This is a genomic window from Pseudolysinimonas yzui (assembly GCF_014653215.1).
GTDB lineage: Bacteria > Actinomycetota > Actinomycetes > Actinomycetales > Microbacteriaceae > Pseudolysinimonas_A > Pseudolysinimonas_A yzui.
Genome location: NZ_BNAI01000001.1, coordinates 278,519 through 302,831 on the forward strand (window position 1 = coordinate 278,519; position 24,313 = coordinate 302,831).

Annotated in this window: 24 protein-coding genes; 16 read left to right on the forward strand and 8 right to left on the reverse strand. The window is 70.6% G+C overall.

What is annotated here, in order from left to right; translation table 11 throughout:
* Positions 1–43: 43 nt before the first annotated feature.
* On the reverse strand, positions 44–436 hold the full coding sequence (locus IE173_RS01450) for an iron chaperone (protein ID WP_191281605.1): 393 nt from the start codon (positions 434–436) through the stop codon (positions 44–46).
* 52 nt (positions 437–488) lie between these two features.
* Here IE173_RS01450 and IE173_RS01455 point away from each other — a divergent pair, with 52 nt between their 5' ends.
* The 3 genes from IE173_RS01455 to IE173_RS01465 are packed head-to-tail and all read left to right on the forward strand — an operon-like array spanning position 489 to position 5,116.
* A complete protein-coding gene (locus IE173_RS01455) occupies positions 489–1,538 on the forward strand; it encodes an AAA family ATPase (protein WP_191281606.1) in 1,050 nt (349 codons plus the stop codon).
* Positions 1,539–1,563: 25 nt separating this feature from the next.
* Complete coding sequence (locus tag IE173_RS01460) at positions 1,564–2,877, forward strand: DUF58 domain-containing protein (RefSeq protein ID WP_191281607.1); 1,314 nt, start codon at positions 1,564–1,566, stop codon at positions 2,875–2,877.
* Complete coding sequence (locus IE173_RS01465; RefSeq protein ID WP_191281608.1) at positions 2,864–5,116, forward strand: transglutaminase TgpA family protein; 2,253 nt, start codon at positions 2,864–2,866, stop codon at positions 5,114–5,116. The genes IE173_RS01460 and IE173_RS01465 overlap by 14 nt, the downstream gene beginning before the upstream one ends.
* Before the next feature lie 35 nt (positions 5,117–5,151).
* On the opposite strand, the gene IE173_RS01470 is transcribed toward IE173_RS01465, so the two are convergent.
* From IE173_RS01470 to IE173_RS01480, 3 genes are read right to left on the reverse strand one after another with little or no spacing between them, the layout of a single operon-like run.
* Positions 5,152–5,898, reverse strand: a complete 747-nt coding sequence (locus IE173_RS01470) for an ABC transporter ATP-binding protein (protein ID WP_229841806.1) — start codon at positions 5,896–5,898, stop codon at positions 5,152–5,154.
* 32 nt (positions 5,899–5,930) lie between these two features.
* Positions 5,931–6,923, reverse strand: coding sequence for a putative F420-0 ABC transporter permease subunit (locus tag IE173_RS01475; RefSeq protein WP_229841807.1), 993 nt, complete (start codon positions 6,921–6,923; stop codon positions 5,931–5,933).
* A gap of 29 nt (positions 6,924–6,952) precedes the next feature.
* Positions 6,953–7,921, reverse strand: a complete 969-nt coding sequence (locus tag IE173_RS01480) for a putative F420-0 ABC transporter substrate-binding protein (protein ID WP_191281611.1) — start codon at positions 7,919–7,921, stop codon at positions 6,953–6,955.
* A 145-nt stretch (positions 7,922–8,066) separates the two neighbouring features.
* Here IE173_RS01480 and IE173_RS01485 point away from each other — a divergent pair, with 145 nt between their 5' ends.
* A complete protein-coding gene (locus IE173_RS01485) occupies positions 8,067–8,645 on the forward strand; it encodes a CofC family guanylyltransferase (protein ID WP_191281612.1) in 579 nt (192 codons plus the stop codon).
* Here the strand turns inward: IE173_RS01485 and cofD are convergent.
* The gene (cofD, locus tag IE173_RS01490; protein ID WP_191281613.1) at positions 8,629–9,612 is read right to left on the reverse strand and encodes a 2-phospho-L-lactate transferase; all 984 of its coding nucleotides are present in this window, start codon (positions 9,610–9,612) and stop codon (positions 8,629–8,631) included. The genes IE173_RS01485 and cofD overlap by 17 nt on opposite strands.
* Positions 9,613–9,616: 4 nt before the next feature.
* Complete coding sequence (locus IE173_RS01495) at positions 9,617–10,960, reverse strand: aminotransferase-like domain-containing protein (RefSeq protein WP_191281614.1); 1,344 nt, start codon at positions 10,958–10,960, stop codon at positions 9,617–9,619.
* A 118-nt stretch (positions 10,961–11,078) separates the two neighbouring features.
* Here IE173_RS01495 and IE173_RS01500 point away from each other — a divergent pair, with 118 nt between their 5' ends.
* From IE173_RS01500 to mutM, 12 genes are all read left to right on the forward strand, one after another.
* Positions 11,079–11,930, forward strand: coding sequence for a nitrilase-related carbon-nitrogen hydrolase (locus IE173_RS01500; protein WP_229841808.1), 852 nt, complete (start codon positions 11,079–11,081; stop codon positions 11,928–11,930).
* Between the two features lie 13 nt (positions 11,931–11,943).
* Positions 11,944–13,377: a dihydropyrimidinase gene (gene hydA, locus IE173_RS01505; protein WP_191281615.1), complete on the forward strand. Its 1,434-nt coding sequence runs from the start codon at positions 11,944–11,946 to the stop codon at positions 13,375–13,377.
* A gap of 17 nt (positions 13,378–13,394) precedes the next feature.
* Entirely contained in the window at positions 13,395–14,441 is a 1,047-nt protein-coding gene (locus tag IE173_RS01510) for a TIGR03842 family LLM class F420-dependent oxidoreductase (protein ID WP_191281616.1), read from the forward strand.
* Positions 14,441–15,331, forward strand: coding sequence for an ABC transporter permease (locus tag IE173_RS01515; RefSeq protein WP_191281617.1), 891 nt, complete (start codon positions 14,441–14,443; stop codon positions 15,329–15,331). Before IE173_RS01510 ends, IE173_RS01515 begins: the two co-directional genes overlap by 1 nt.
* A complete protein-coding gene (locus tag IE173_RS01520) occupies positions 15,328–16,149 on the forward strand; it encodes an ABC transporter ATP-binding protein (protein ID WP_191281618.1) in 822 nt (273 codons plus the stop codon). The genes IE173_RS01515 and IE173_RS01520 overlap by 4 nt, the downstream gene beginning before the upstream one ends.
* Positions 16,146–16,949 carry an ABC transporter permease gene (locus tag IE173_RS01525; RefSeq protein ID WP_191281619.1) on the forward strand — a complete coding sequence of 268 codons (804 nt, stop codon included), beginning with the start codon at positions 16,146–16,148 and terminating at the stop codon, positions 16,947–16,949. The genes IE173_RS01520 and IE173_RS01525 overlap by 4 nt, the downstream gene beginning before the upstream one ends.
* Positions 16,950–16,998: 49 nt before the next feature.
* On the forward strand, positions 16,999–18,159 hold the full coding sequence (locus IE173_RS01530) for an ABC transporter substrate-binding protein (protein WP_191281620.1): 1,161 nt from the start codon (positions 16,999–17,001) through the stop codon (positions 18,157–18,159).
* A gap of 93 nt (positions 18,160–18,252) precedes the next feature.
* Positions 18,253–19,620, forward strand: coding sequence for an aspartate aminotransferase family protein (locus tag IE173_RS01535; RefSeq protein WP_191281621.1), 1,368 nt, complete (start codon positions 18,253–18,255; stop codon positions 19,618–19,620).
* 60 nt (positions 19,621–19,680) lie between these two features.
* Positions 19,681–20,190 (forward strand): YceD family protein, encoded by a 510-nt coding sequence (locus IE173_RS01540; RefSeq protein ID WP_229841809.1) that lies wholly within the window; start codon positions 19,681–19,683, stop codon positions 20,188–20,190.
* 2 nt (positions 20,191–20,192) lie between these two features.
* Complete coding sequence (gene rpmF, locus IE173_RS01545) at positions 20,193–20,396, forward strand: 50S ribosomal protein L32 (RefSeq protein WP_191281622.1); 204 nt, start codon at positions 20,193–20,195, stop codon at positions 20,394–20,396.
* A 77-nt stretch (positions 20,397–20,473) separates the two neighbouring features.
* Positions 20,474–21,160: a ribonuclease III gene (rnc, locus tag IE173_RS01550; protein ID WP_229841911.1), complete on the forward strand. Its 687-nt coding sequence runs from the start codon at positions 20,474–20,476 to the stop codon at positions 21,158–21,160.
* 2 nt (positions 21,161–21,162) lie between these two features.
* Entirely contained in the window at positions 21,163–22,038 is an 876-nt protein-coding gene (gene mutM / locus IE173_RS01555) for a bifunctional DNA-formamidopyrimidine glycosylase/DNA-(apurinic or apyrimidinic site) lyase (RefSeq protein WP_191281623.1), read from the forward strand.
* On the opposite strand, the gene IE173_RS01560 is transcribed toward mutM, so the two are convergent.
* Positions 22,035–23,108, reverse strand: coding sequence for a GNAT family N-acetyltransferase (locus IE173_RS01560; protein WP_191281624.1), 1,074 nt, complete (start codon positions 23,106–23,108; stop codon positions 22,035–22,037). The genes mutM and IE173_RS01560 overlap by 4 nt on opposite strands.
* Positions 23,105–24,172: a GNAT family N-acetyltransferase gene (locus IE173_RS01565; protein ID WP_191281625.1), complete on the reverse strand. Its 1,068-nt coding sequence runs from the start codon at positions 24,170–24,172 to the stop codon at positions 23,105–23,107. Before IE173_RS01565 ends, IE173_RS01560 begins: the two co-directional genes overlap by 4 nt.
* Between the last annotated feature and the right edge of the window lie 141 nt (positions 24,173–24,313).

Consider the following 24,313-nt stretch of genomic DNA (forward strand, 5'->3'; position numbering starts at 1 on the left):
GGCGGCCCGGGTTGTCCGCTTTCGCCCGGGTTGGCGCGGGCGACTAGCGGCCGCGACCGCCGCCCGACGAGCCGAGTGCGGCGTCGATCTCGGCCTTGCGCTCCGTCACGATGCGGTCGAACGCCGCGACCGGCAGCGGTTTCGCGGCGGTGAACTTGATGCCGCCCTTCGTCGAGGCGTAGCCGTCGAGCGTCGGAAGCACCGAGGCCACCACGTCGGCGCTGAACGGGTAGATGACGTAGCCGGTCTTCGTCGCCGTCACCGAGACCAACGGGCGTCCGCGGTAGCGCAGCGCCGGCATCCCGTAGCTCACGCCCTCGTCGACCGGCGAGACGAGTTCTTGCGCGCGCAGGCGCCAGCCGCCGACGATCGTGGCGTCGTCCTCGCCGAGCGAGTGGATGTATTCGGTGTACGGGATTCCCGTGTAATCAGGCATGACGGCAGATTCTCAGGTGACGCCGGGCTCGCGCAATGGCAGACTCCCAAAGATGAGTGACTATTCGGTAGCCAACGCAGGCGGATCAGGGACCGGGACCCACGCCAACAGCGAGCAGGCGCCGACCGCGCCCATTTCGACGGCGGAGTTCCTGTTGGATGCCCGCGCGGTGATCGCCGCGATCGAGACCGTGATCGACGGCAAGCGTTCGGTGATCGAGACCGCGGTGACGGTGCTGCTCGCCGAAGGGCACCTCCTGATGGAGGATGTGCCGGGCGTCGGCAAGACGATGCTCGCCCGGGCGCTCGCCCGCAGCGTCGACTGCAGCGTCAGCCGCATCCAGTTCACCCCCGACCTGCTTCCGGCCGACATCACCGGCGTGAGCATCTACAACCAGGCGGAGCGCGAGTTCGAGTTCAAGCCCGGCCCGGTGTTCGCCAACATCGTCATCGGCGACGAGATCAACCGGGCGAGCCCGAAGACCCAGAGCGCGCTGCTGGAGAGCATGGAGGAGCGGCAGGTGACGGTGGATGGCGCGTCCTACGCCCTCCCGGAGCCGTTCACCGTCATCGCGACGCAGAACCCGATCGAGATGGAGGGCACGTATGCCCTCCCGGAGGCGCAGCGCGACCGGTTCATGGCGCGCATCTCGATGGGTTACCCCGACCAGGCGGCGGAGGCGGCGATGCTGCGCACCCGTGAGACGGGCAGCCCGCTCGACCGGCTCGCGCCCGTCGTGACCCTCGACCGGCTGCGCAAGATGGTCGACACCGTGCGTGCCGTGTTCGTGAGCCCCGCCGTGGAGCAGTACGCCGTGGCGATCGCCGCGGCCACCCGCACCGACCGCGAACTGCGGCTCGGCGCGAGCCCGCGCGCGACCCTGCAACTCGTGCGGGCGAGCAAGGCCCGTGCCGCCCTCGACGGCCGCGACTTCGTGCTTCCCGACGACATCGACGCGCTCGCCGTTCCCGTGCTCGCCCACCGCCTCATCCCGAGCCGGTCGAGCGCGAGCGGGGCGCTCGGCGGGGAGGCGCTCGCCGACATCACGTCGCGCATCGTCGCGGCGACGCCGGTGCCGCTCGGCGCATCCGGCGCGGTCTAGAGGGTTAGAAGAGGCGAGGCGACCCGTGGCCCGACGCAAGCCGACCGCCGGCGGAGTGGCCGGCGAAGGCACCCGCGCGCTGCGTCGCACCCGTTCGCTGCGGCTCACCTGGCGGGCCGGCACCTCGATCGCCCTCGGCGTGCTCGCGGTGTTCGTCGGCTACGGCACCGGCCGCCGCGAGTACTTCGTCGCCGCGTGCCTCGCCCTGCTGCTGCCGCTCGTCGGGGTCGCCTTCGTGCGCCTGCGCCGCCCGAAGCTCGAGGTGTCGCGGCTGTTCTCGCCGCCGGTGGTCGCGGTCGGCGGCGTCGTGCAGGTGACGGTGCGGGTCACCAACCTGGGCGCCTCGCCCAGCACCCCGCTCGCCTGGGATGACGCGCTGCCCTGGTATGAGCCGATCGCGACGCGCGAGATCGGGCCGATCGGCCTCGGCCGGCGTCGCCCGTACATCACCAGTTACGACCTCCACCCGCCGCGTCGCGGGCTGTACGCGATCGGCCCGTTCGTCGCCGAGCACGAGGACCCGTTCGGCATGGCGACCGCGACGATCGCCGTCGGAAAGCCCGAGCGTCTCGTCGTCGTGCCCGCGGTGTCGTCGCTCACCGAGGGCGGCCCGAACCTCATCGACGGCGAAGGCGAAGCGCACCTCGTGCAGCGCAAGGTCGCCGGCAACGACGACGACCTGACGACGCGCGAGTACCGCATCGGCGACGCCCTCCGCCGGGTGCACTGGCGCGCCTCCGCCCGGCACGGCGAGCTGATGGTGCGGCAGGAGGAGCACCGCAGCCATCCGGATGCCCGCATCCTCGTCGACACCCGCCGCCGCGGCTACCCCGATGCGTTCACCGATACCGGGATGTCGTGGTCGGCCGACTGGGCGAGTGACGCGTTCGAGTGGGTCGTCAGGATGACGGCGTCCCTCGGTCTGCACCTGGAGCTGGCCGGGTTCCGGGTCGCGGTCGAGGAGACCGCTCGCCCGCAGATCGAGCCGATCGGCGACCGCTGGGAAGGCCGTCGCGCGGAGGGGTTCCTGACGAGTCTCGCCGGGGTGCAACTGCTCGACCGCACCGTCGAAGAGCTCGCGGCCCTGCCCCCGAGCGAAGGCGCCGGGCCGGTGTTCGCGATTCTCGGCGACCCGGAAGACGCCACCGTCGACTGGCTCATCCGCCGCCGCTCGCGAGGGGAGGTCGGGTACGCGTTCCTGGTGAACGCGCGCCCCGCCGTGCTCGAGCGGCTGCGTGACGCGGGCTGGACCTGCGTCGTGTCCGACGACCTCGACGACCCGGCCGACGCCTGGCGCGGCGCCGCGAATCAGACGGGATACGCCCGTGGTCCTCGCTGACTCCACCGCTCCCGCCACCGCGGGCCGAGTGCCCGCGCGGCAGCCGTATCGCGACCCCACCCGGGCCAACCGCGCGCGTGCTCTGCAGAACACCCGCACCTGGGCCCGCCTCGCCCTGTTCACCGTCGCGCTGCTCGTGGCGTTCGGCAGCCTCAGCACCCTCATCGACGGTGTCGTCTGGTGGATCGCGTCGGCGCTCACGATCGTGTTGCCGGTGCTCGCGATCGGCATCGCGACGCAACTGGGTCGCCGATCCTGGCAGCCCTTCGTGGCGGGATTCGGTGTCGCCGTCGTGTCGCTCACCTTCGGCTACGCCCGCGACGCGGCGTTGTTCGGCATCATCCCGACGTTCGACACCCTCGGCCGCTGGGGTGAGCTGGTGAACGCGGGCATCCTCAGCATCACGACGCAGCGCATCCCCGCCGAGGCGACCGAAGGCATCCTCTTCCTGCTCGCGATCCTCGCCGTCGTGTCGGTCGTGTTCATCGCGCCCGCCCTCGACCGGGTACCCGCCGTCGCCGCGCTGCCGCTGCTCGTGGTGCTCGACATCCCGGTCGCCGTGCGCGCTGGAATCGCCGAGCCGCACTGGTTCGTGTTCGTCGTGATCGCCTACCTCGCGTTGCTGAGGATCGGGCGACGGCGGATGCCGCTGACCAGCGTGCTGGGAACGGCGGCGGTCGTCGTGGTCGGCTCGCTCCTGCTGCCGGCGGCGTTCCCGCCCGCGCGGGAGGTGGTGAACGACGCCAACACCGGTGTCGGCACCGGGCTCAACCCGCTCATCGACCTCGGCGACGATCTGCGTCGCGACGACACCGTCACCGCCGTCACCTACGTCACCGACGCGCCCGGCGGCCTCTACCTGCGGCTGGCGACCCTCGACGAGTTCAACGGCATCAACTGGGAGCCCGACTCGTCGACCGATCCCGACAACGATGTCGCCGAGTTCCCGCCACCGGATGGGCTCACCGACGAGGTGCCGCGCGCCGCTTACTCGGCGACGATCCAGGTGGGGGATGTCGGCGGGCGCTGGCTGCCTCTCCCGTACCCGGCGACCTCGGTGCAGGGCCTCGAGGGCGACTGGCGCTGGGAACCCGACGGGCTCGCCGTGCGCAGCTCCGGTGCGGATGCCCGCGGCCAGGAGTACGACGTCACCTTCCTCGACATCCAGCCCGACCTCGCCCAACTGACCGCCGACCTCGAGCCCGACGTGCCGTCGCGCTATCTCGCGCTGCCCAACGAGATGCCCGAGGTCATCGCGCAGACCGCGGAACAGGTCGCGGGCACCGGCTCGACCTACCAGAAGGCGATCGCACTGCAGGAGTTCTTCACCAGCGGCGACTTCGACTACTCGGTCGATGCCCCGGTCGACGAGGGCTACGACGGCACCGGGGTCGGGGTGATCGAGCGCTTCCTCGAGGTGCGCAGCGGTTACTGCGTGCACTTCGCCTCGGCGATGGCCGTGATGGCGCGAACGGTCGGCATCCCGTCGCGCATCGTCGTCGGCTTCCAGCCCGGTGAGGCGGAGGACATCGACGGCGTGCCCGGATTCACGGTCAGCTCGGCCGATCTGCACGCCTGGCCGGAGCTGTACTTCGAGGGCATCGGCTGGCTGCGCTTCGAGCCGACGCCCGGTCGCGGGTCGTTCCCCGACTACTCGAGCATCGAGGCGATCGACGACCCGACGACGCCCGAGTTCGAGGGCGTCAACCCGTCGGCGGTGCCGGTGGATCCGTCGCCCGCCGCCCCCAACCTCCCCGACGAGGAGACTGTCGTCGACGGCACCATCACCGTCGAAGAGCAGAACCCCGCACCGATCATCACGGCGATCGCGGTGTTCGCTCTCGCACTGCTGCTGACCCCGGCCGGTGTGCGGGTGCTCGTGCGCCTGCGCCGGATGCGGAGGGTGCGAGCCGGGGATGCCGCGGCCGCCTGGGCGGAGATCCGCGACACGGCACACGACCACGACTGGGTCGCCCCCGACTCGGAGACCCCGCGTCAACTCGGCACACGGCTGGCGATCGTCGTCGGCCACGAACCCGTCGCCCGCCTGCAAGACGGCGTCGAGTCGGCCGCCTATGACCGACCCGGCTCGCTCACCATGACCGTCGACGACGTCGCCGAGCTCCGTCACGCGATCGCCTCCGCTGCTCCCCTGGGGGTGCGACTGCGCGCGACCTTCCTCCCGCCGTCCCTGATGGCCCGTGCCGGTTTCGGTTCGAAGCCCCCGCCGGTTGAGTAGCGCCGCAGGCGCGTGTCGAAACCACCCCGCGGACCTCACCCGATCGCGAGCAACGGCTTCCCGGTGAGCGGGTTCACGGTCCAGGCCGCGCGAACGCCGTAGACCTCGTGGATGAGGTCGGGCGTCAGTGCCTCCGCGGTCGGCCCTGAAGCGACGACCCGACCGTGGGAGAGCACGACGACATGGTCGGCGTGGGATGCGGCGAGGGCGAGATCGTGCATCGCGGCGAAGACGGTGACGCCGTCGGCGGCGAGCCGCGCCAACAAGCCCAGCACGTCGAGCTGCGCGGCGATGTCGAGGTGGTTCATCGGCTCGTCGAGCAGCAGCAGCCGCGGTTGCTGGGCGAGAGCGCGGGCGAGCAGCACGCGTTGGCGTTCCCCGCCCGAGAGGGTCGGCAGTTCGCGTTCCGCGAAGGGGAGGGCGCCGGCATCCGTCAGTGCTTGGGTGACGTGTCGCTCCGACGACGGATCGTGACCGCCCAGCAGCGCCTCGTGCGGGGTGCGGCCCAGCGCCGCGACCGCGCGTCCGGTGAGTGGCAGCTCGGTCGTCGCGTCCTGTTCGACAAGGGCGACGCGGCGGGCGCGCTCGCGACGGCGCATCGCGAGCAGGTCGTCGCCCTCGAAATGCACGGTGCCGGACAGCGGGCGTTGGATGCCGGCGACGACGCGCAGCAGCGACGACTTTCCCGCGCCGTTCGGCCCGAGAAGCGCCGTGACGCGTCCGGCGGGGGCCCCGAACACTAATCCGTCGAGAATCCGGGTGCCGTCGATGTCATCCGTCACATTTGTGACGGATAGCCCGACCTCGCCCGGCGTCATGCCTCGCTCCGGCGACGGGCGAGCAGGATCGCGAACACGGGCGCCCCGATGATCGCGGTGACGATGCCGACCGGCAGTTCCCGCGGCTCGAACACGGTGCGGGCGAGGGTGTCGGCCCACACCAGGAACACCGCGCCGGTCAGCGCCGACAGCGGCAGCAGCGCCCGGTGTCCGGGGCCGACGAGCAGCCGCACGGCGTGGGGCAGCACCAACCCGACGAACCCGATCGACCCCGAGACGGCGACGAGCGCCCCGGTGAGCAGGGCACCGGCGCCGAGCAGGGTCCAGCGCACGCCCTGCACCGGGATGCCGAGAGATGCCGCCGTCGTGTCGCCGAGGGCGAAGGCATCCAGGATGCGTCCGGTCAACGCGAGCGGGATGCCGACGACGAGCACCGCACCGCCCGCGATGAGCACCGCCTCCCACCGCGCGCCGGCGAGGGAGCCGAGCAGCCACGACAGCACCTCGCGGTAGGCGTCACCGGTGGCGACCCAGAAGATCACGAACGAGGTGATCGCGGCGGCGAGCGACGAGACGGCGACGCCGGCGAGCACCGTGCGGGTGGGGGTGATGCGTCCGAACGCCCCGGCGAGGGCGAGGGTCGCGGCGAGGGCGAGCAACGCACCCGCGAACGCGGCGACGGGCAACAGAACCGCGAATCCGAGCAACAGCACCGACACGGCGCCGAGCGACGCGCCCGACGAGATGCCGAGCAGGTACGGGTCCGCGAGCTGGTTGCGGGTGAGCGCCTGCATGATCGCGCCGACGAGGGCGAGGCCGGCCCCGACCGCGGCGGCGGTGAGGATGCGCGGCAGCCGCAGCTCCCAGACGATGCCGTCGCGCAGCACGCTGAGCGGGGAAGGGGCCCCGGTGAGGTGTGACCAGATCGAACCCCACACATCGCCGACGGAGAGGTCGGCAGGGCCGATCGTCACCGTGAGCGAGATCGAGAGCACGAGGGTGATCGCCAGCACTACGCCGGCGATCACCGCCCGCACCCTCGCCCCCGCGGTCGAGGTCACGGCAGGTCGAGCTCCGCGAGCTGCTCCGCCACCGAGGCCGCCGCCGACACGGTGCGCACGCCCGCCTCGCCCGCCGCGAACGGCAGCACGATGTAGCGCCGCTTCTGCACGGCCGCGAGGGCCGCGGTCGCGGGGTTCGACTCGAGCAGTTCGATCTTCGACGCGGCGGTGTTCCAGTCGGCGTCGATGAGCACGATGACGTCGGGGTCGGCGGCGACGATCGACTCCCAGCCGAAACTCGACCAGGTCATCTCGATGTCGCCCGCGATGTTGGTCAGGCCGGCGGTCTCCAGCACGAGCTGGGGCGCTCCGAGACCGGCGCCGACATACGGGATGTCGGTTCCCGACGAATACCAGAGGGCGGTGAGCCCGCGGTCGTCGGCCTCGATGGCATCCAGCTCGCTCTGCTGCGCCGCGAGGAGGTCGTCGGCGGAGACGCCGAAGATGTCGGCGGCCTCCTGGATCTCGCGGAACACCTCGTCGAACGTGAGCTTCGGCGGCACATCGGCCGAACGGCAGGCCGCCGGTTGCACGTAACTGGCGACCCCGAGAGCGCTCAGCTCGGAGCGCTCGCCCGCGGCGTCGGCCGCGAACGCCGACTCCCAGCCCGAGTAGACGAGGTCGGGCTCGAGGTCGAGCACCGCCTCTTCGCTCGGCATGAAGTCGCTGATCGACGCCAGATCCACGGCATCCGCCGCCCACTCGTCGGGCACCGGGCCGTCCTGGAACGCGGTGCCGACGATCCGGTCGCCGACGCCGAGCGCGAGCATCATCTCGGTCGAGGTCGACTTGATCGTCACGACGCGCTGCGGGGGCGTGTCGAAGGTCACCGACACGCCGCAGTTCTCGACCGTGACCGCGGATGCGGTGGCCGACGGAGAGGGTGCGGGCGCGGCGCACGCGGCGAGCAGCGCGACGAGTGGCACGACGGCGACGGCGAGAACGGGACGAGCGGAACGGGTCATGGGATCTCCAGGAGGGCGCGCGGGACGGGAAGCGCCGAGACAGGCGCCGGTCATCGCCCCAGAGAAGGATGCGCGAACCGCGGGCCATAGACAGCCCGGGGACCGGTGGTCAGTCTAGTCAGGTCCTGTGGTCTAACCTCGGCAGGTGGCTGGCCGGGACGGATGGGTGATCGTGATTCCGCTCAAGCCGGCCGGCGCGGGCAAGTCGCGGCTCGGCACCTCCGAGAAGACGGTGCGCCAGCTCGGCATCGCCACCGTCCGCGCCGCGGTCGCGACCCCCGGCGTGCGCGAGGTCGTCGTGGTGACAGCCGACCCCACCACGGCCGCCGATCTCACCGGGATGCCGCGGGTGCGCGTCGTCAGCGAACCCGCGCCGCGCGGGTTGCGGCTCGCGATCGCGTCGGCGCTGGCCACGATCCCGCCCGGCGTTCGTCGTGCCGTGCTGCTGGGCGACGTGCCGAGACTCGTCCCCGCCGATCTCGCGCGGGCGCTCGCCCAGGCGACCCGGCATCCGCGCGCCTTCGTCGCCGACGCCGCGGGAACCGGCACGACCCTGGTGACCGCCGCGCCGGGGGTGCGGTGGCGTTCCGCGTTCGGGCGGGCGTCGGCATCCCGTCATCGGGCGCTGGGGCTGCACCAGATTCCGGTGCCCTTGCGCTCGTCGTTGCGGCACGACGTCGACACCCCGGCCCAGCTCGCGAAGGCCCTCACCCGGCGAGGCTGATCGCGGCGTCGACCATCCGTGCCGTCGTGGCCGGGTCGGTCATCCACAGCGGCACCGCCCGGGTCGGGATGCCGTCGGCGACGAGCCCCTCGACGACGTCGGCGTCGGCGGTGTCGACGAGCCACCCGTCGAGCAGGCCGCCGGTGGTGCGGGAGCCGTGCAATCGCGCGACGGCGTCGGCGCTCGTCTCGACGCCGATCGCGGTGAGGCAGGCGTCGGCCATGCCACGCACCACCGATCCGGCGATGATCGGCGATGCCCCGATCACCGGGGCGGGAGTGTCACGCAGTGCCTCGCGGATGCCCGGGATGGCGAGGATCGGGCCGATCGACACGACCGGGTTCGAGGGGGCGAGCAACACGACATCCGCCTCTGCGATCGCCTCGAGCACGCCCGCCGACGGGCGCGCCTCGGCGGCTCCTCGTACCTCGAACGACGCCGCCGGCAGCGCCGCCCGGTAGCGCACCCACCACTCCTGGAAGTGCAGCTCGGTGCGACCGTCGTCGGTCGGCTGCGCGAGGTGCACGATCGTCTCGGCCTCGTCGCCGGTCGCCGGCAGCAGCCGGGCGCCGACATCCCAGCGCGCGGCGAGGCGTGCGACGACCTCGGCGAGCGGCACTCCGTCACGCAGCCACGCGGTACGCGCGACCGACGCGGCGATGTCGAGATCGCCGAGGGTGAACCACGGCCACGCGACGCCCCACGCGGCGAGTTCGCCGTTCACGACCTCGGAGTCACCGGCGCGACCCCACCCCCGAGTGGTGTCGTTCACGCCGGCGAGGGCGTAGGTGATCGTGTCGAGGTCGGGCGTGATGCGCAGCCCCGCCAGCCACAGGTCGTCGGCGGTGTTCACGATCGCAGTGAGCTGCGCCGCGGGGTCGCCCCCGTCAGAATCCTGCAGCCAGTGCCGCACCCCGAGCAGGTAGCGCGCCCCGCCGACGCCGCCCGCGAGCACCGTGATCTTCACCCGCTCATCCTTCCGCGAGACCGGTGTTCGCCGCTGACGCCAACGCCCGCGCGACGTCTCGGGCGCTCTCGACCGGCACGACCCCGACCGTCACGCGCACGTGCGGGGCCGGGGAGTCGCCGAGCTGGAACGGCGCGCCCGGGGCGACGCGGATGCCGGCTGCCGCGAGGTGCACCAACGCGTCGCGTTCGTCGGCGACGGGAAGCCACGCGTTGATGCCGTCGCCCGCGGGGAGGTCGACGCCGACGGCGAGCAACTCGGAGCGCAGGGCGGCACGCCGTGCGGCGTAGGCGGCACGGGCCGCATCCACCTCACCGACGGCGACGGGGTCGGTGAGCAGCGCGTGCAGGATCGCCTGGATGGTGCGGGAGGTCCACCCGGGGCCGAGCAGGCGCCGCGCGACGACACGGTCGACGAGGGCCCGCGGTCCGCCCAGGGCGCCGATGCGCAGGTCGGGTCCGTGCGACTTCGAGAAGCTCTTCACGTGCAGCACGCGCTCGGGAACGGCGGATGCGAGGGTCACGTCGGGTGAGGACGAGATCGACCCGGAGTGGTCGTCTTCGATCACGATCGCGTTGGGCGCGGTTCGGCTGCGGGCGAGCAGCCGCCCGAGCTGGGCGGCGCGTTCCGGGGTGAGCGAGGCCCCGGTCGGGTTGTGGGCGCGGGTCTGCAGCAGCACGACGGACGGCGCGGTGCCGAGGGCGCGGGCGAAGGCGTCGGGCAGCATGCCGTCGGCATCCATCTGCACCCCGACCGGTTCGAGGCCGTACGCCTCGAGCAGGTCGAGGAACGGCGGGAACGTCGGGTTCTCGACGAGCACCCGGTCGCCGTACCGCACGATCGTCCCGAGCGCGCGGTCGATCGCGTCGAGCGCGCCGTTGGTGACGGTGATCGATTCGGGCGGGCTCGGCCAGGTGGTGCGCAGCAGGTCGTGCAGCTCCGGGATGTCGGGCTTGGCTTGATACGAGGTCGTGTCGGCGTGGATCTCGAGCGACCCGAGCAGCGGGCCGAGGCGGGGGAGCAGCGCCGGGTCAGGGGTGCCGCGGGACAGATCGAGCGCGGCCTCGAGGGAGCCGTCGAGCCCCTGATAGCGCCGCGGCATCCACTCGCGGGGGGCGGAGCGCACGAAGCTGCCGGAGCGGCCGCGCGACGTGATGAGTCCCGCCGACGCGAGGGTCTGCCAGGCGTGGCTGACGGTCGCGGGGGAGACGCCGAGATCCTTCGCGAGGTCGCGCACGGTGGGCAGCCGGTCGCCGGGCGCGAGGTCGCCGGTGGTGATGAGGCGTGAGATCGCGCTCGCGATCCCGTGCGGGGACCGCTCTTCGACCGCGAGGGCTACCGACTTCACCGAGGACCGCCTAGCTTTCTTCTACGCCAGCATTCTTTTAACGGTGCCGACACGGACAGAAACGTCAGAGAAATGTTTACGGCGAAAGATAACAAAAGACAACCCTGGGAGGACGGGCATGGCCAACATCGTGCGCGCAGCCATTACGCAGACCACGTGGACCGGCGACAAGGAGTCGATGCTCGACAAGCATGAAGGCTTCGCGCGAGAGGCGGCGAAGCAGGGTGCGCAGGTCATCTGCTTCCAGGAGCTGTTCTACGGCCCGTACTTCGGCATCACCGAAGACAAGAAGTACTACCGCTACGCCGAACCGGCCGACGGGCCCATCGTCCAGCGCTTCGCGGCCCTCGCCAAAGAGCTGAACATGGTGATGATCCTCCCCATCTACGAGGAGGACATCACCGGCGTGTACTACAACACCGCCGTGGTGGTGGATGCCGACGGCACGATCCTCGGCAAGTACCGCAAGCACCACATCCCGCACCTGGATCGGTTCTGGGAGAAGTTCTACTTCCGGCCCGGCAACGGCGGCTACCCGGTGTTCGACACGGCGGTCGGCAAGATCGGCGTCTACATCTGCTACGACCGGCACTTCCCGGAAGGCTGGCGGGAACTCGCCCTCAACGGGGCGCACATGGTGTTCAACCCGAACGCCACCAAGCCCGGGCTCAGCAACCGGCTGTGGGAGGTCGAAGGGCCGTGTGCCGCCGTGGCCAACGGCATGTTCGTGCTGCAGCCCAACCGGGTCGGGCGCGAAGACAACGAGTACGGCGAACTCGCCGTCGACTTCTACGGCACCAGCCAGGTGATCGACCCGCGCGGCAACTTCGTCGGCGAGCGCGGCTCGGGCGAGCACGAGGAGATCCTGATCCGCGATCTCGACATGGACATGGTTCAGCAGATGCGCGACGACTGGCAGTTCTTCCGAGACCGCCGGCCCGAGACGTACACCTCGACGGTGAAGCCGTAAGGGAGGCCCGGTCATGGCAACGACGCTGATCAAGGGCGGAACCGTGGTCTCGGCCACCGGCCAAACCTCCGCTGACGTTCTCATCGACGGCGAGAAGATCGTCGGCGTCCTCGCACCCGGTTCGGTGCTGCTGGGTACCGACCTCGCGGCATCCGCCGACACCGTGATCGACGCGACCGGCAAGTACGTCATCCCCGGCGGGATCGACGCGCACACCCACTTCGAGTTGCCGTTCGGCGGCACCGAGGCCTCCGACAGCTTCGAGTCGGGCACCCGCGCCGCGGCCTGGGGCGGCACGACGACCGTCGTCGACTTCGCCGTGCAGGTCGCCGGCACCCCGGTGCCCGACGGGCTCGCCGCGTGGCACGAGAAGGCGGCCGGCAACTGCGCGATCGACTACGGCTTCCACCAGATCATCGGCGGCGTCGACGAGGCGTCGCTCGCCTTCATGCCGAAGCTGCTGGATGAGGGCATCTCGTCGTACAAGATGTTCATGGCCTACCCGGGGGTGTTCTACTCCGACGACGGGCAGATCCTGCGGGCGATGCAGAAGGCCGCCGAGCTCGGGCTGCTGACGATGATGCACGCCGAGAACGGCCCCGCGATCGACGTGCTCGCCGCCCAGCTGGCCGAGGCCGGAAAGACGACGCCGTACTACCACGGCATCGCCCGCGCCTGGCAGATGGAGGAGGAGGCGACGCACCGCGCGATCATGCTCTCCCACCTCACCAACGCCCCGCTGTACGTGGTGCACGTGAGCGCCAAGCAGGCGGTCGAACAGCTCGCGTGGGCACGCGACCGCGGCCAGAACGTCTTCGGTGAGACCTGCCCGCAGTACCTCTACCTGTCGCTCGAAGAGCAGCTGGGCGCGACGAGCAAGGAGTGGGGCGACTTCGAAGGCGCCAAGTGGGTGTGCTCGACGCCGCTGCGCTCCCGCGAGGAGGGCCACCAGGACCACATGTGGCAGGCCTTGCGCACCAACGACCTGCAGATGGTGTCGACCGACCATTGCCCGTTCTGCATGAAGGGGCAGAAGGAGCTCGGGAAGGGCGACTTCCGCAAGATCCCGAACGGCATCGGCAGCGTCGAGCACCGCATGGATCTCATGTACCAGGGCGTCGTGACCGGTCAGCTCACGCTCGAGCGCTGGGTGGAGCTGACGTCCACGACCCCGGCACGCATGTTCGGTATGTACGGCCAGAAGGGCGTCATCGCCCCCGGCGCCGACGGGGATGTCGTCGTCTACGACCCCCAGGGTCACACCACGATCTCGGCCGAGACCCACCACATGAACATGGACCACTCCGCGTGGGAGGGCTATGAGATCGACGGCCACGTCGACACCGTGCTCAGTCGCGGCAAGGTCATCGTCGACGGGGGCCAGTACCTCGGATCGAAAGGCGACGGGCGCTTCCTCAAGCGCGGCTTGTCGCAGTACCTGGTCTGAGCCGGAAGGATCGGCCTATGGACTTCGGAGCAGTACTACAGACCAACCCGCCGGCATCGCGCACCATCCACCTCGCGAAACTCGCCGAGCAGTACGGGTTCACCCACGTATGGACGTTCGACTCGCACCTGCTCTGGCAGGAGCCGTACGTCATCTACAGCCAGATCCTCGCCGAGACCCGGCGGGTGAAGGTCGGCCCGTTCGTCACCAACCCGGCGACCCGCGACTGGACCGTCACGGCATCCGTCTTCGCCACGCTCAACGAGATGTACGGCAACCGCACGGTCGTCGGCATCGGCCGCGGCGACTCGGCGGTGCGCGTCACCAACGGCAAGCCGACGACACTGAAAGAGCTGCGCGAGTCGATCCACGTGATCCGCGAACTCGGCAACTCCCGCAGTGTCGAGTACAACGGCGCCGAACTGCGGTTCCCGTGGAGCCACGGCTCGGAGCTCGAGGTGTGGGTCGCCGCATACGGCCCGCTCGCCCTCAAGCTGACGGGTGAGGTGGGCGACGGCTTCATCCTGCAGCTCGCCGATGTCGACATCGCGACCTGGATGATCGCGACGGTGCGGGATGCCGCCGAGAAGGCCGGGCGCGATCCCGACGCGATCACCTTCTGCGTCGCCGCGCCGTTCTACATCACCGACGGCACCGTCTCGGCGCTCGAGCACGCGCGCAACCAGTCCCGCTGGTTCGGCGGCATGGTGGGCAACCACGTCGCCGACATCGTCGAGAAGTACGGCGAGTCGGGGGCGGTGCCGCAGGCCCTCACCGACTACATCAAAGAACGCAAGGGCTACGACTACAACACCCACGGCAAGGCCGGCAACGACCACGTCGACTTCGTGCCCGACGACATCGTCGACCGGTTCTGCATCCTCGGCACCGCTGAAGACCACATTGCCAAGCTGGAACAGCTCAAGGCGATCGGCGTGCACCAGTTCGCGGGGTACCTCCAGCACGACAACAAGGAGGAGACCCTCCGCGTGTACGGCGAGACCGTCATCCCCGCGATGCGGGATGCCGTGGTCGCCAAGAAGACCGAAACGGCTACGGGCTGATGCGGCGTTGGACCGCGGTCGCATGGGGTGCCGCGGGCATCCTCGCGGTCGCGGTCGCCTGGGAGCTGTACAAGTTCCTCGGTCCGGCCGACGGGTTCGTCGTCGGCGCGATCGCGGGCGAGACCGGGTCGGGCGTCATGCTGTTGCCGCGCACCCACGACCGCGCGATGCCGCACCTGTGGGACATGGTCGCCCGGCTGTTCGAGTCGACGAGCGGCGGCGACACCCCGCCGCTGATCGTCTCAGTCGCGTCGGCCGCGCTGCTCACCCTGGGCATCGCGGCGGTCGGCTGGCTGATCGGCGTCGCCGTCGGGATGCTGCTGGGCCTGGCCATGCAGCGCTGGCGGCTCGTCGAGTGGGGGCTGCTGCCCTGGATCGTCGTCAGTCAGACGGTGCCGCTCATCGCCTTCGCGCCCGTCGTGAACGTCATCGGCAACCAGATCGACCGCGGCGGGTTCCCGTGGCCGCAGTGGGTGTCGGTCGCCGTCATCGCCTCCTACCTGGCGTTCTTCCCGGTCGCCATCGGGGCGCTCAAGGGTCTCGGGTCGCCCGACCGCATCCATCTCGACCTCATGCGCAGCTACGCCGCCGGCTACCGCTCGACGCTGCTACGCCTGCGGCTGCCTGCGGCCGTGCCGTACCTGCTGCCCGCCCTGCGGCTCGCCGCCGCCAACGCGGTCGTCGGCGCCGTCGTCGCAGAGGTCTCGATCGGCATGCGCGGCGGCATCGGGCGCATGCTCATCCAACTAGCGGGGCAAGGGTCGAGCGACCCGGCTGCTCCATGGGGGCCGACCTTCGGGTCGATCGCGCTCGGCCTCGTGGCCGCCGGCTCGGTCGCGCTCGTCGGGCTGGGCCTGCGCAGGTATCGACGCGGAGAGGCGACAGCATGACGGCCATCGACACAGCCACCACCACCCCCACGATTCCGGCGGTGAAGGCCTCGGGAGTCGGCAAGACCTTCCCGACGAAGGGCGGGGATGTCGTCGCGCTCACCGGCGTCGAGCTCGAGGTCGCCGCGGGGGAGTTCGTCTCGCTCATCGGCCCGTCGGGATGCGGCAAGTCGACCCTGCTGCGTCTCATCGCCGACCTCGACGAGGCGTCGACCGGCATCCTCGAGATCTTCGGCAAGCCCGCCCGGAAGGCTCGCCTCGACCAGGACTACGGCATCGCCTTCCAGCAGTCGGGCCTGCTGCCCTGGCGCAGCGTCGGGGCCAACATCGCGCTGCCGCTCGAACTCCACGGCGTGAGTGCCGCCGACCGCTCGGCCCGCGTCTCCGAACTCGCCGAACTGGTGGGCCTCACCGACTTCGTCGACCGCTACCCCGACCAGCTCTCCGGCGGGATGCAGCAGCGCGTCGCCATCGCGCGGGCCCTTGCCGAGCATCCGCGATTGCTGCTCATGGACGAGCCCTTCGGGGCACTCGACGAGATGACCCGCGAATACCTCCAGTCGGAGCTGGCGCGGATCGCGGCCGAGACCGGGGCCGCCGTCGTCTTCGTGACCCACTCCATTCCCGAGGCGGTGTTCCTCTCCGACCGGGTGGTCGTGATGAGCCCGCGCCCGGGCCGGATCACCGACGTCATCGAGACCGGCCTCGGCACGAACCGCGCCGAGGCGCTGCGCGAGTCGCCGGAGTACTTCGCGAAGGTCACCGAGGTGCGCGAGGCGCTGCACGGCGCGCCCGTCGAGAGGGCGAACGAGCGATGACCCTTCGACACAGCCGCGAAGCGGCCTACTCAGGGCAAGCCGGTCTTCCCACCTGGGTGCGGTTCGCGGCGCCCGTCGTCGTCGGCATCCTGCTCATCGCGCTCTGGGTGCTCGTCGTCGACGTGCTGAAGATCGCGCCGCGCATGGTGCCCGGCCCCGCCGCGATCGGCACCGAGCTGGCGCTGCGCATCGGCATCATCCGTGACGACATGCTCATCACCGGCGCCAACGCCTTCATCGGGCTGCTGGCCGGCGCGCTGCTCGGCATCGTGCTGGCCGGGTTCGCCGCCGCGGCGCGGCCGATCGACGGGATGTTCGCTCCGCTCGTCGCCGCCCTCGCCGTCGTCCCGATCGTCGCGCTCACCCCGATCCTCAACACGATGTTCGGGGCGTCGAGTCAGTTCGGCCGACAGGCGGTCGCGGCGATCGCCGCGTTCATCCCGGTGTACATCAACGTGCTGCGCGGGTTGCGGCAGACCCGCCCCGTGCACCGCGACCTGTTGCGGGCATCCGGGGCGACCGGGTGGCAGACCTTCCGCAAACTCACGCTGCCGACCGCGCTGCCCTACCTGCTGACCGGCGTACGCATCGCGGCATCCCTCGCCGTCATCTCCGCGCTCGTCGCGGAGTACTTCGGCGGCCCCGCCGACGGGATCGGCACGGCGATCGCGACCTACGCCAAGTCGGGCCGCGCGGCCCTGGCGTGGGCCTACGTCGCCGGGGCGATCGCCATCGGTCTGTTGTTCTTCCTCGTCACGTCGCTGCTCGAGCGGCTCGTGACGAGGCGATCGCCGGTCTGACCGGCACCAGGTTCACCACCCCGCACCTCCACCAATGAAAGGACACAGCATGAAGCACAGCATCAGGCGCGCGCTCTTCGGAACCGCCGCCGCCGCAACCGCGATCACGCTCGCCGCGTGCACCGCGCCCGCCGACACCGGGGGTGACGGCGACTTCGAGCCGCTCACCGAGATCAGCCTCCAGCTGCAGTGGCTGCCGCAGGCCCAGTTCGCCGGCTACTACGTCGCGCTCGACCAGGGCTACTTCGAGGAGGAGGGCTTCGACTCGGTCGAGATCGTCCCCTCGGGTGGCGACATCGTGCCGCAAGACGCCCTCGTCGCGGGCGACGTCGACTTCGCGATCGCCTGGGTTCCGAAGGTGCTCGGCACCCTCGAAGCCAGCGGCGTCGAGCTGACGAACATCGCCCAGGTGTTCCAGAAGTCGGGAACGCTGCAGGTCTCGTGGGCCGACAGCGGCATCGAGTCGGTCGCCGACTTCGAAGGAAAGCGCATCGGCTCGTGGGGCTTCGGCAACGAGTGGGAGATCTTCGCCGCGATGGCGGATGAGGGTCTCGACTCGACCACCGTGTCGATCACGACGCAGGACTTCAGCATGAACGCCCTGCTCGATGGCGATGTCGACGCCGCCCAGGCGATGACGTACAACGAGTGGGCGCAGGTGCTCGAGGTCGTGAACCCCGAGACCGGCGAGCTCTACCAGCCGGAGGACTTCAACGTCATCTCCTACGAGGACACCGCCGGCGCAATGCTGCAGGACGCGATCTGGGCCGACACCGCCCGGCTCGCCGACGACCCGGCCTACGCCGACGCCGCCGTGCGCTTCCTGAAGGCGATCATCAAGGGCTGGGTGTACTCGCGGGACAACCCCGAGGATGCCGCCGCGATCGTCTACGACGCCGCGATCAACGCCGAAGCCGCCTTCCCGGTCGGCCCGGTGCATCAGCTGTGGCAGATGAACGAGGTCAACAAGCTGATCTGGGCCGGCGGCAAGTTCGGTCTGATCGACGCCGGCGCCTGGGACAAGACGGTCGCGGGCGCGCTCGCGGCGGTCAACCAGGACGGCCTCAACCTCATCACCGCGGAGCCGTCCGCCTCGGCGTACTCGAACGAGTACATCGAGCAGGCGCTCGCCGAGCTCGAGGAGGAGGGCGTGATCGTCGACGGAGAGTACTCGCCGATCGACGTGACCCTCACCGAGGGCGGTCAGTAACCACGTGACACCGGTGCGGGGGCGGTTCCCCGGAATCGCCCCCGCACCATCCGCTTCACCCGCTCCACCCCGCTTCACGAAAGGCCATCTGCCATGAGCGACACCCCCGCCGACCCCGACATCGTCGTCGACCCGGCCCTCGACCCCGCGCTCGGCACGCGCACCTACGACCTCGACCGCGCGCACGTCTTCCACTCCTGGTCGGCGCAAGGGTCGCTCGCCCCGTTCGTCATCGCCGGCGCCTCCGGCAGCGAGGTGTGGGACTACGACGGCAAGCGCTATCTCGATTTCTCGAGCCAGCTCGTCAACATGAACATCGGCCACACGCATCCGAAGGTCGTCGCGGCGATCCAGAAGCAGGCCGCCGAACTGCCGATGGTGGCCCCCGCGCATGCGAACCTCGCTCGCGGCGAGGCGGCATCCCGGATCGTGGCGAAAGCCGGCTCGCATTTCGGCAAGGTGTTCTTCACCAACGGCGGAGCGGATGCCAACGAGAACGCCATCCGGATGGCGCGGTTGACCACCGGTAAGGACAAGGTGCTGAGCACCTACCGCAGCTACCACGGCAACACCGGCGCGGCGATCGTCGCGACCGGTGACTGGCGTCGCGTGCCGAACGAGTACGCGCGCGGGCACGTGCACTTCTTCGGGCCGTTCCTCTACCGCTCCGAGTTCTGGGCGTCGACGCCCGAAGAGGAGAGCGCCCGCGCGCTGCACCACCTCGAACGGGTCATCGTCAGCGAGGGCGCGGCGTCGATCGCCGCCATCCTGCTCGAAGGCGTTCCCGGCACGGCCGGCGTCATGGTGCCGCCGCCCGGCTACCTCACCGGAGTGCGGGAGCTGTGTGACAAGTACGGCATCCTGCTCATCCTCGACGAGGTCATGTCGGGCTTCGGGCGCACCGGGTCGTGGTTCTCGTGGCAGCATCCCCTCGTCAACCCCGATGGCATCGTTCCCGACCTGATCACCTTCGCCAAGGGCGTCAACTCGGGCTACGTGCCCGCGGGCGGCGTCGTCATCTCGGAGTCGATCTCGGCCGCCTTCGACGATCAGGTGTTCCCGGGCGGGCTCACCTACTCCGGGCATCCCCTCGCGATGGCATCGATCGTCGCCTCGATCGACGCGATGGAGGAGGAGGGGGTCATCGAGAACGCGTCCGCGATCGGCGAGAAGGTGCTCGGCCCCGGGCTGCAGGCGCTCGCCGACGCGCACCCGATGATCGGCGAGGTGCGCGGTCTCGGGGTGTTCTGGGCGCTCGACCTCGTCGCCGACCGCGACACCCGCGAGCCGGTGGCCCCGTCGGTGATGGGGGCGCTCAAGGCCGAACTGCTGGCCCGGGGGCTGCTGCCGTTCATCGCCGACAACCGGCTGCACGTCGTGCCGCCGTGCGTCGTCACCCCCGAGGAGTGCCTGCAGGGTCTCGAGATCATCGACGAGGCCCTCACCGCGATCGGCGGCTGACCAGCCGCGATCGACGCTGCGCAACTAAGCTTCCCACTCGTGTCCGCTTCTCCTTACGTCGTGAACGTCCGCGACCTCGTGCACCGCCCCGGCGAGATGCGCGAGCGCGCGCTCGACTTCGCCGTGCCCGAGAAACTCGGTGCGGGTGCCGCCTCGGTCGCCGAGGGCGAGAACATCCACATCGACCTGCGCCTCGAGGGGCTGCACGACGGCATCCTGGCCTCCGCGGAGGTCGATACGGTCGCCCGGGCCGAATGCGTGCGGTGCCTCGACCCGGTCGAGATCGACGTTCAAGTCGAGTTTCAAGAGCTTTTCGCGTATTCTCCTGACGAAGCTTTCGACTTCGTGGTTCGAGACGACCAGCTGGATCTCGAACCCGTCGTGAGGGACGCGGTGGTGTTGTCGCTACCGTTCCAGCCGGTCTGTCGCCCGGACTGTCCTGGCCTCGACCCCGTCACCGGGGAGAGGCTTCCGGACGGGTTCGAGCAGGAGGTCGAAGAGACGCCCGATCCGAGATGGGCGGCTCTTGAAGCCCTTCGCGCAGACCTAGACACCAACGAGAAGAGATAGACATGGCCGTTCCCAAGCGCAAGCAGTCGCGCTCGAACACGCACTCCCGCCGCTCGCAGTGGAAGGCGACCCCGGTTCAGCTCGTGAAGACGATCGAGAACGGCAAGGTCACCTACAGCCTCCCGCACCGCGCGAAGGTCGTCGAGGACTCCGCCGGCACGCCCCTGTACCTGGAGTACAAGGGCCGCAAGGTCGCGGACGTCTGACGTCCCCTCGTCCGACGCCCACGGGCGCTGGCTCTGACAACGCGGCACCCCCGGACGAACTAGCTGCGAAGCTCGGCATCTCGGTTGATGCCGGGCTTTTGGAGCTGGCCCTGACCCATCGCTCGTACGCGTACGAGAACGGCGGGCTCGCGCACAACGAGCGACTCGAGTTCCTGGGCGACTCGATTCTCGGCCAGGCCGTCACGGTCATGCTCTACCGCGAGCACCCCGATCTCGACGAGGGCGAACTCGCCAAGCGGCGCGCGAGCCTGGTCTCAGCCGTCGCACTCGCCGAGATCGCCCGCATGATCGACCTCGGTGCGCACATCCTCCTCGGCAAGGGCGAGGAACAGACCGGCGGACGCGACAAGTCGTCGATCCTCGCGGATGCGCTCGAGGCGCTCATCGGGGCGGTGTACCTCTCCGACGGGCCGGATGCCGCAACGGCGTTCGTGCTGCGGCTCATCGACCCGCTGCTGGCCGACCCCGCCCGGTTCGGCGCCGCGATGGACCCGAAGACGAGCCTGCAGGAACTCTCCACCCGCCTCGGCAAGGGCCTGCCGCACTACCAGGTCGCCGACAGCGGACCCGACCACTCGAAGCGCTTCCACGCGGTCGTGTCGCTCGCGGGTGACGAGATCGCCGCCGGCGACGGCACGAGCAAGAAGCAAGCCGAGATGGCGGCAGCGCTCGCCGCCTGGGCGGTGCTGCACCGCACGTCGCCTCCGCCGACGCACGGTGCCGGCGCGGGCAGCCTGGGGTAGGGATGCCGGAACTCCCCGAGGTCGAAGTCGTGCGCTCCGGCCTCGAGCCCGCCGTCACGGGCGCGACGGTCACGAGTGTCGAGGTTCTCGAGCCGCGGTCGCTGCGCCGCCACGACGGCCCCGACGAGGATTTCGTCGAGCGGCTCACCGGCTCCCGGCTGCTGACCCCCGAGCGCCGCGGCAAGTTCCTCTGGATTCCCCTCGCCGACAGCAGTGAGGCCTTGGTCGTGCACCTCGGGATGTCGGGGCAGGTGCTGCTGCGCGACCCCGCCGCCGAACGGGACCGCCTCACCCGCATCGTGCTCACCCTCGACCAGCCGACGCACGGCCCCGTGCGCGTCGACTTCGTCGACCAGCGCATCTTCGGGTCGATGGCGCTCGACGTGCTCGCGCCGGCATCCGATCATCCCGACCAGCGCATCCCGAGCCAGGTCGCGCACATCGCCCGCGACCCCGTCGACCCGTTCTTCGACGACGAGCTGTTCCTGCGGCGGCTCGCGGCGAAAGACACCGGCATCAAGCGCGCCCTGCTCGACCAGACCCTGGTGAGCGGCATCGGCAACATCTACGCCGACGAGGCACTCTGGGCGGCCCGCATCCACTACGCCCAGCCGACCCGCACGCTGAGCCGGACGAAGGCGAAGAACCTGCTCGCCGAAGTGCGGCTCGTGCTCGGCCGGGCGCTCGCCGAAGGCGGCACGTCGTTCGACAGCACCTACGTGAACGTCAACGGCGCCTCGGGCTACTTCTCCCACTCGCTCAACGCCTACGGGCAACACGGGTTGCCGTGCCCGCGCTGCGGCCGGCCGATCGCGCGCGAGAGTTTCATGAACCGCGGCTCGCACTTCTGCCCGCGGTGCCAGCGCGCACCCGGTTAGAGCTTCTTCTGCCAGGCGCCCTCGTAGGCGACCGGCAGAAACCCGACCGCCTCGTTGACGTCGAGCATGTGGCGATTCTCTTCGGCGTTGAACGTCACGATCGCCGGATGCCCGGGAAAGCGCTCCACGAGGTGCTCGATGTTGGCGATCTTCAGCAGCATCCCGAGGCGGTGTCCGCGGTGTTCCCGCATCACGATCGTGTCGCCCTGGTCGGCAGGACGATCGAGGGCGGGCGGGACCGAGAGCTCGGTGTACCCGGCGAGATGGCCGCTCTCGACGTGCTCGACCGCCGCGTACAGGGTGGTCCGGGGGGACTCCCGCGCCTCCGCCTCCGCTTCGAGCCAGCGCTCGACGGTCCACACGTTCTCCTCCTCATCGAGACCGCCCGAGGGGGCGTCGGTGCTCATCCGGGTGGCGAGCATCGCCAGGTCGGGCAGCCAGCGCTCGGGGGCGACCGCCTCCCAGTGATGGATGCGGTAGCCCCGTGCGCGGGACTCGGCCGCCGCGCGGCGTTCGGCCAGCACCGCGGGGTCGACCGGCAGCGGCAGACGGCTCACCCGGTTCACCTGGGCGAGGGTGTACCCCCGGGCGAGCAGAAAGCGCACCTCACGGTTGTCGGCGGGCACCGAGCCGAATCCGGTCGGCGGCTCGAGGCGCGGCCCCGCACCGGGCGGCGAGGCGACGTAGGTGTGCACCTGCTCCCGGCCCTCCTCGGCGACGATGCGTTCGGCGGCGTCGGCGAGCGCGCGTCCGATGCCCCGGCCGGTCGCGGTGGGGTGCACATGGAGCTGCACCCACCCGGTGTTCGCGGCATCGCCCTCCGTCGGGCTCTGGTAGCCGGCGCGCGCGACGATGCGACCGCCGAGGCGAGCGCCGAGCATCCGCCGCTGCTCGTGGGCGGACGGCTGCCACCCCGGCAGCAGTTCCCCGGCGGGGTAGGCCGCGTCGGGCGTTCCGAAGCCCGCGACTTCGGCGGCATTGCGCGCCTCCGTCGCCTCCTCGAAGGCGTGCGCCGCAGGGGAGCCGTCGAGCCGCGCCGGGATGGCGAGCTCCTCGATGGTGAAGGTCATGCGAGGTCCTTCCGCCAGGCGCCCTCGTAGGCGATCGCGGTGAAGCCGAGGGCCTCGTTGACGTCGAGCATGTGCCGGTTCTCCTCGGCGTTGAAGGTGAGGATGCTGGGGTGGCCCGGCGAGACCGCCGCGAGATGGGCGAGGTTGGCGACCTTCGTGAGCATCCCGAGACGGTGCCCGCGGTGCTCACGCAGCACGAGGGTCGCGTACTGATGGACGGCACGATGGGACTGCGCGGGAGTCGACAGCACCGAGAACGCGACCAGCCGCCCCGAGGGGAGGTGCTCCGCCGCCGCGAACAGGTGGCGCCGCGGGCTCGACTCGCGCCGGTCGTCGGCGTCGCGAACGCGTTCGACGGTCCAGACATCCTCGGGCTCCTCGAGCCCTGCGCTCGGGGCGTCGGTGCTCATCCGGGTCGCGAGCACCGCGCGGTCCTCGAGCCAGCGCTCCGGGGTGCGGCCGACCCAGGTGTGCACGCGGTAGTCGGGGCCGCTGGCCTCCTGCGCCGCGGCGACCCGGGCGTCGAGGTCGGGAACGGGCAGCTCGAGCCGGCTCATGCGCTCGACCTGCTCGAACGAGTAACCGCGGGCCTGCAGAAAGCGTGTCGCCCGGTCGTCGGCCGCGATCGACCCGAAGCCCGTCGGAGAGGCCAGCCGTCGCCCGCCGGTCTCGCGGCCGGCGACGTAGGCGATCGCCTTGCGTCGCCCGTCGGCGTGCACCGTCGCTTCGACCCGGTCGGCGAGCTCGTGCCCGATGCCTCGCCCCCGGAACTCCGGATGCACGAGCACCTGCACCCACGAGGTGTCGGCTTCGTCGCCGGTCTGGGTCTCGGTCGTCGCCTGGGCCACGATGCGACCCGCTGCCCGAGCGACCAGCAGCCGCTTCGGCTGATACGGGTTGTGGTACTGCGGCAGCTCTTCGGCGGGCTCGTAGACGATGTCGGGGGTGCCGAACGCGTCGACGGCGACGACGTTGCCGACCTCGATCGCCTCGATGAAGTCCGCGGCCGACGGGTCGTCGACCGTCGGCGGGATGACCACCTCGTCGATGGAGAAGCCGCTCATGGCGGTACCTGCCTCACGCCGCCTGGTGGGCAGCCGACCAGACTACACAGAGTCCGTCTCGCTGAACAGAACAGGTACCGTAGGGGCAGTCCACTGTCGCTCGGGTCGAGTAGCGCCGGAGGCGCGTCTCGAGACCAGGAG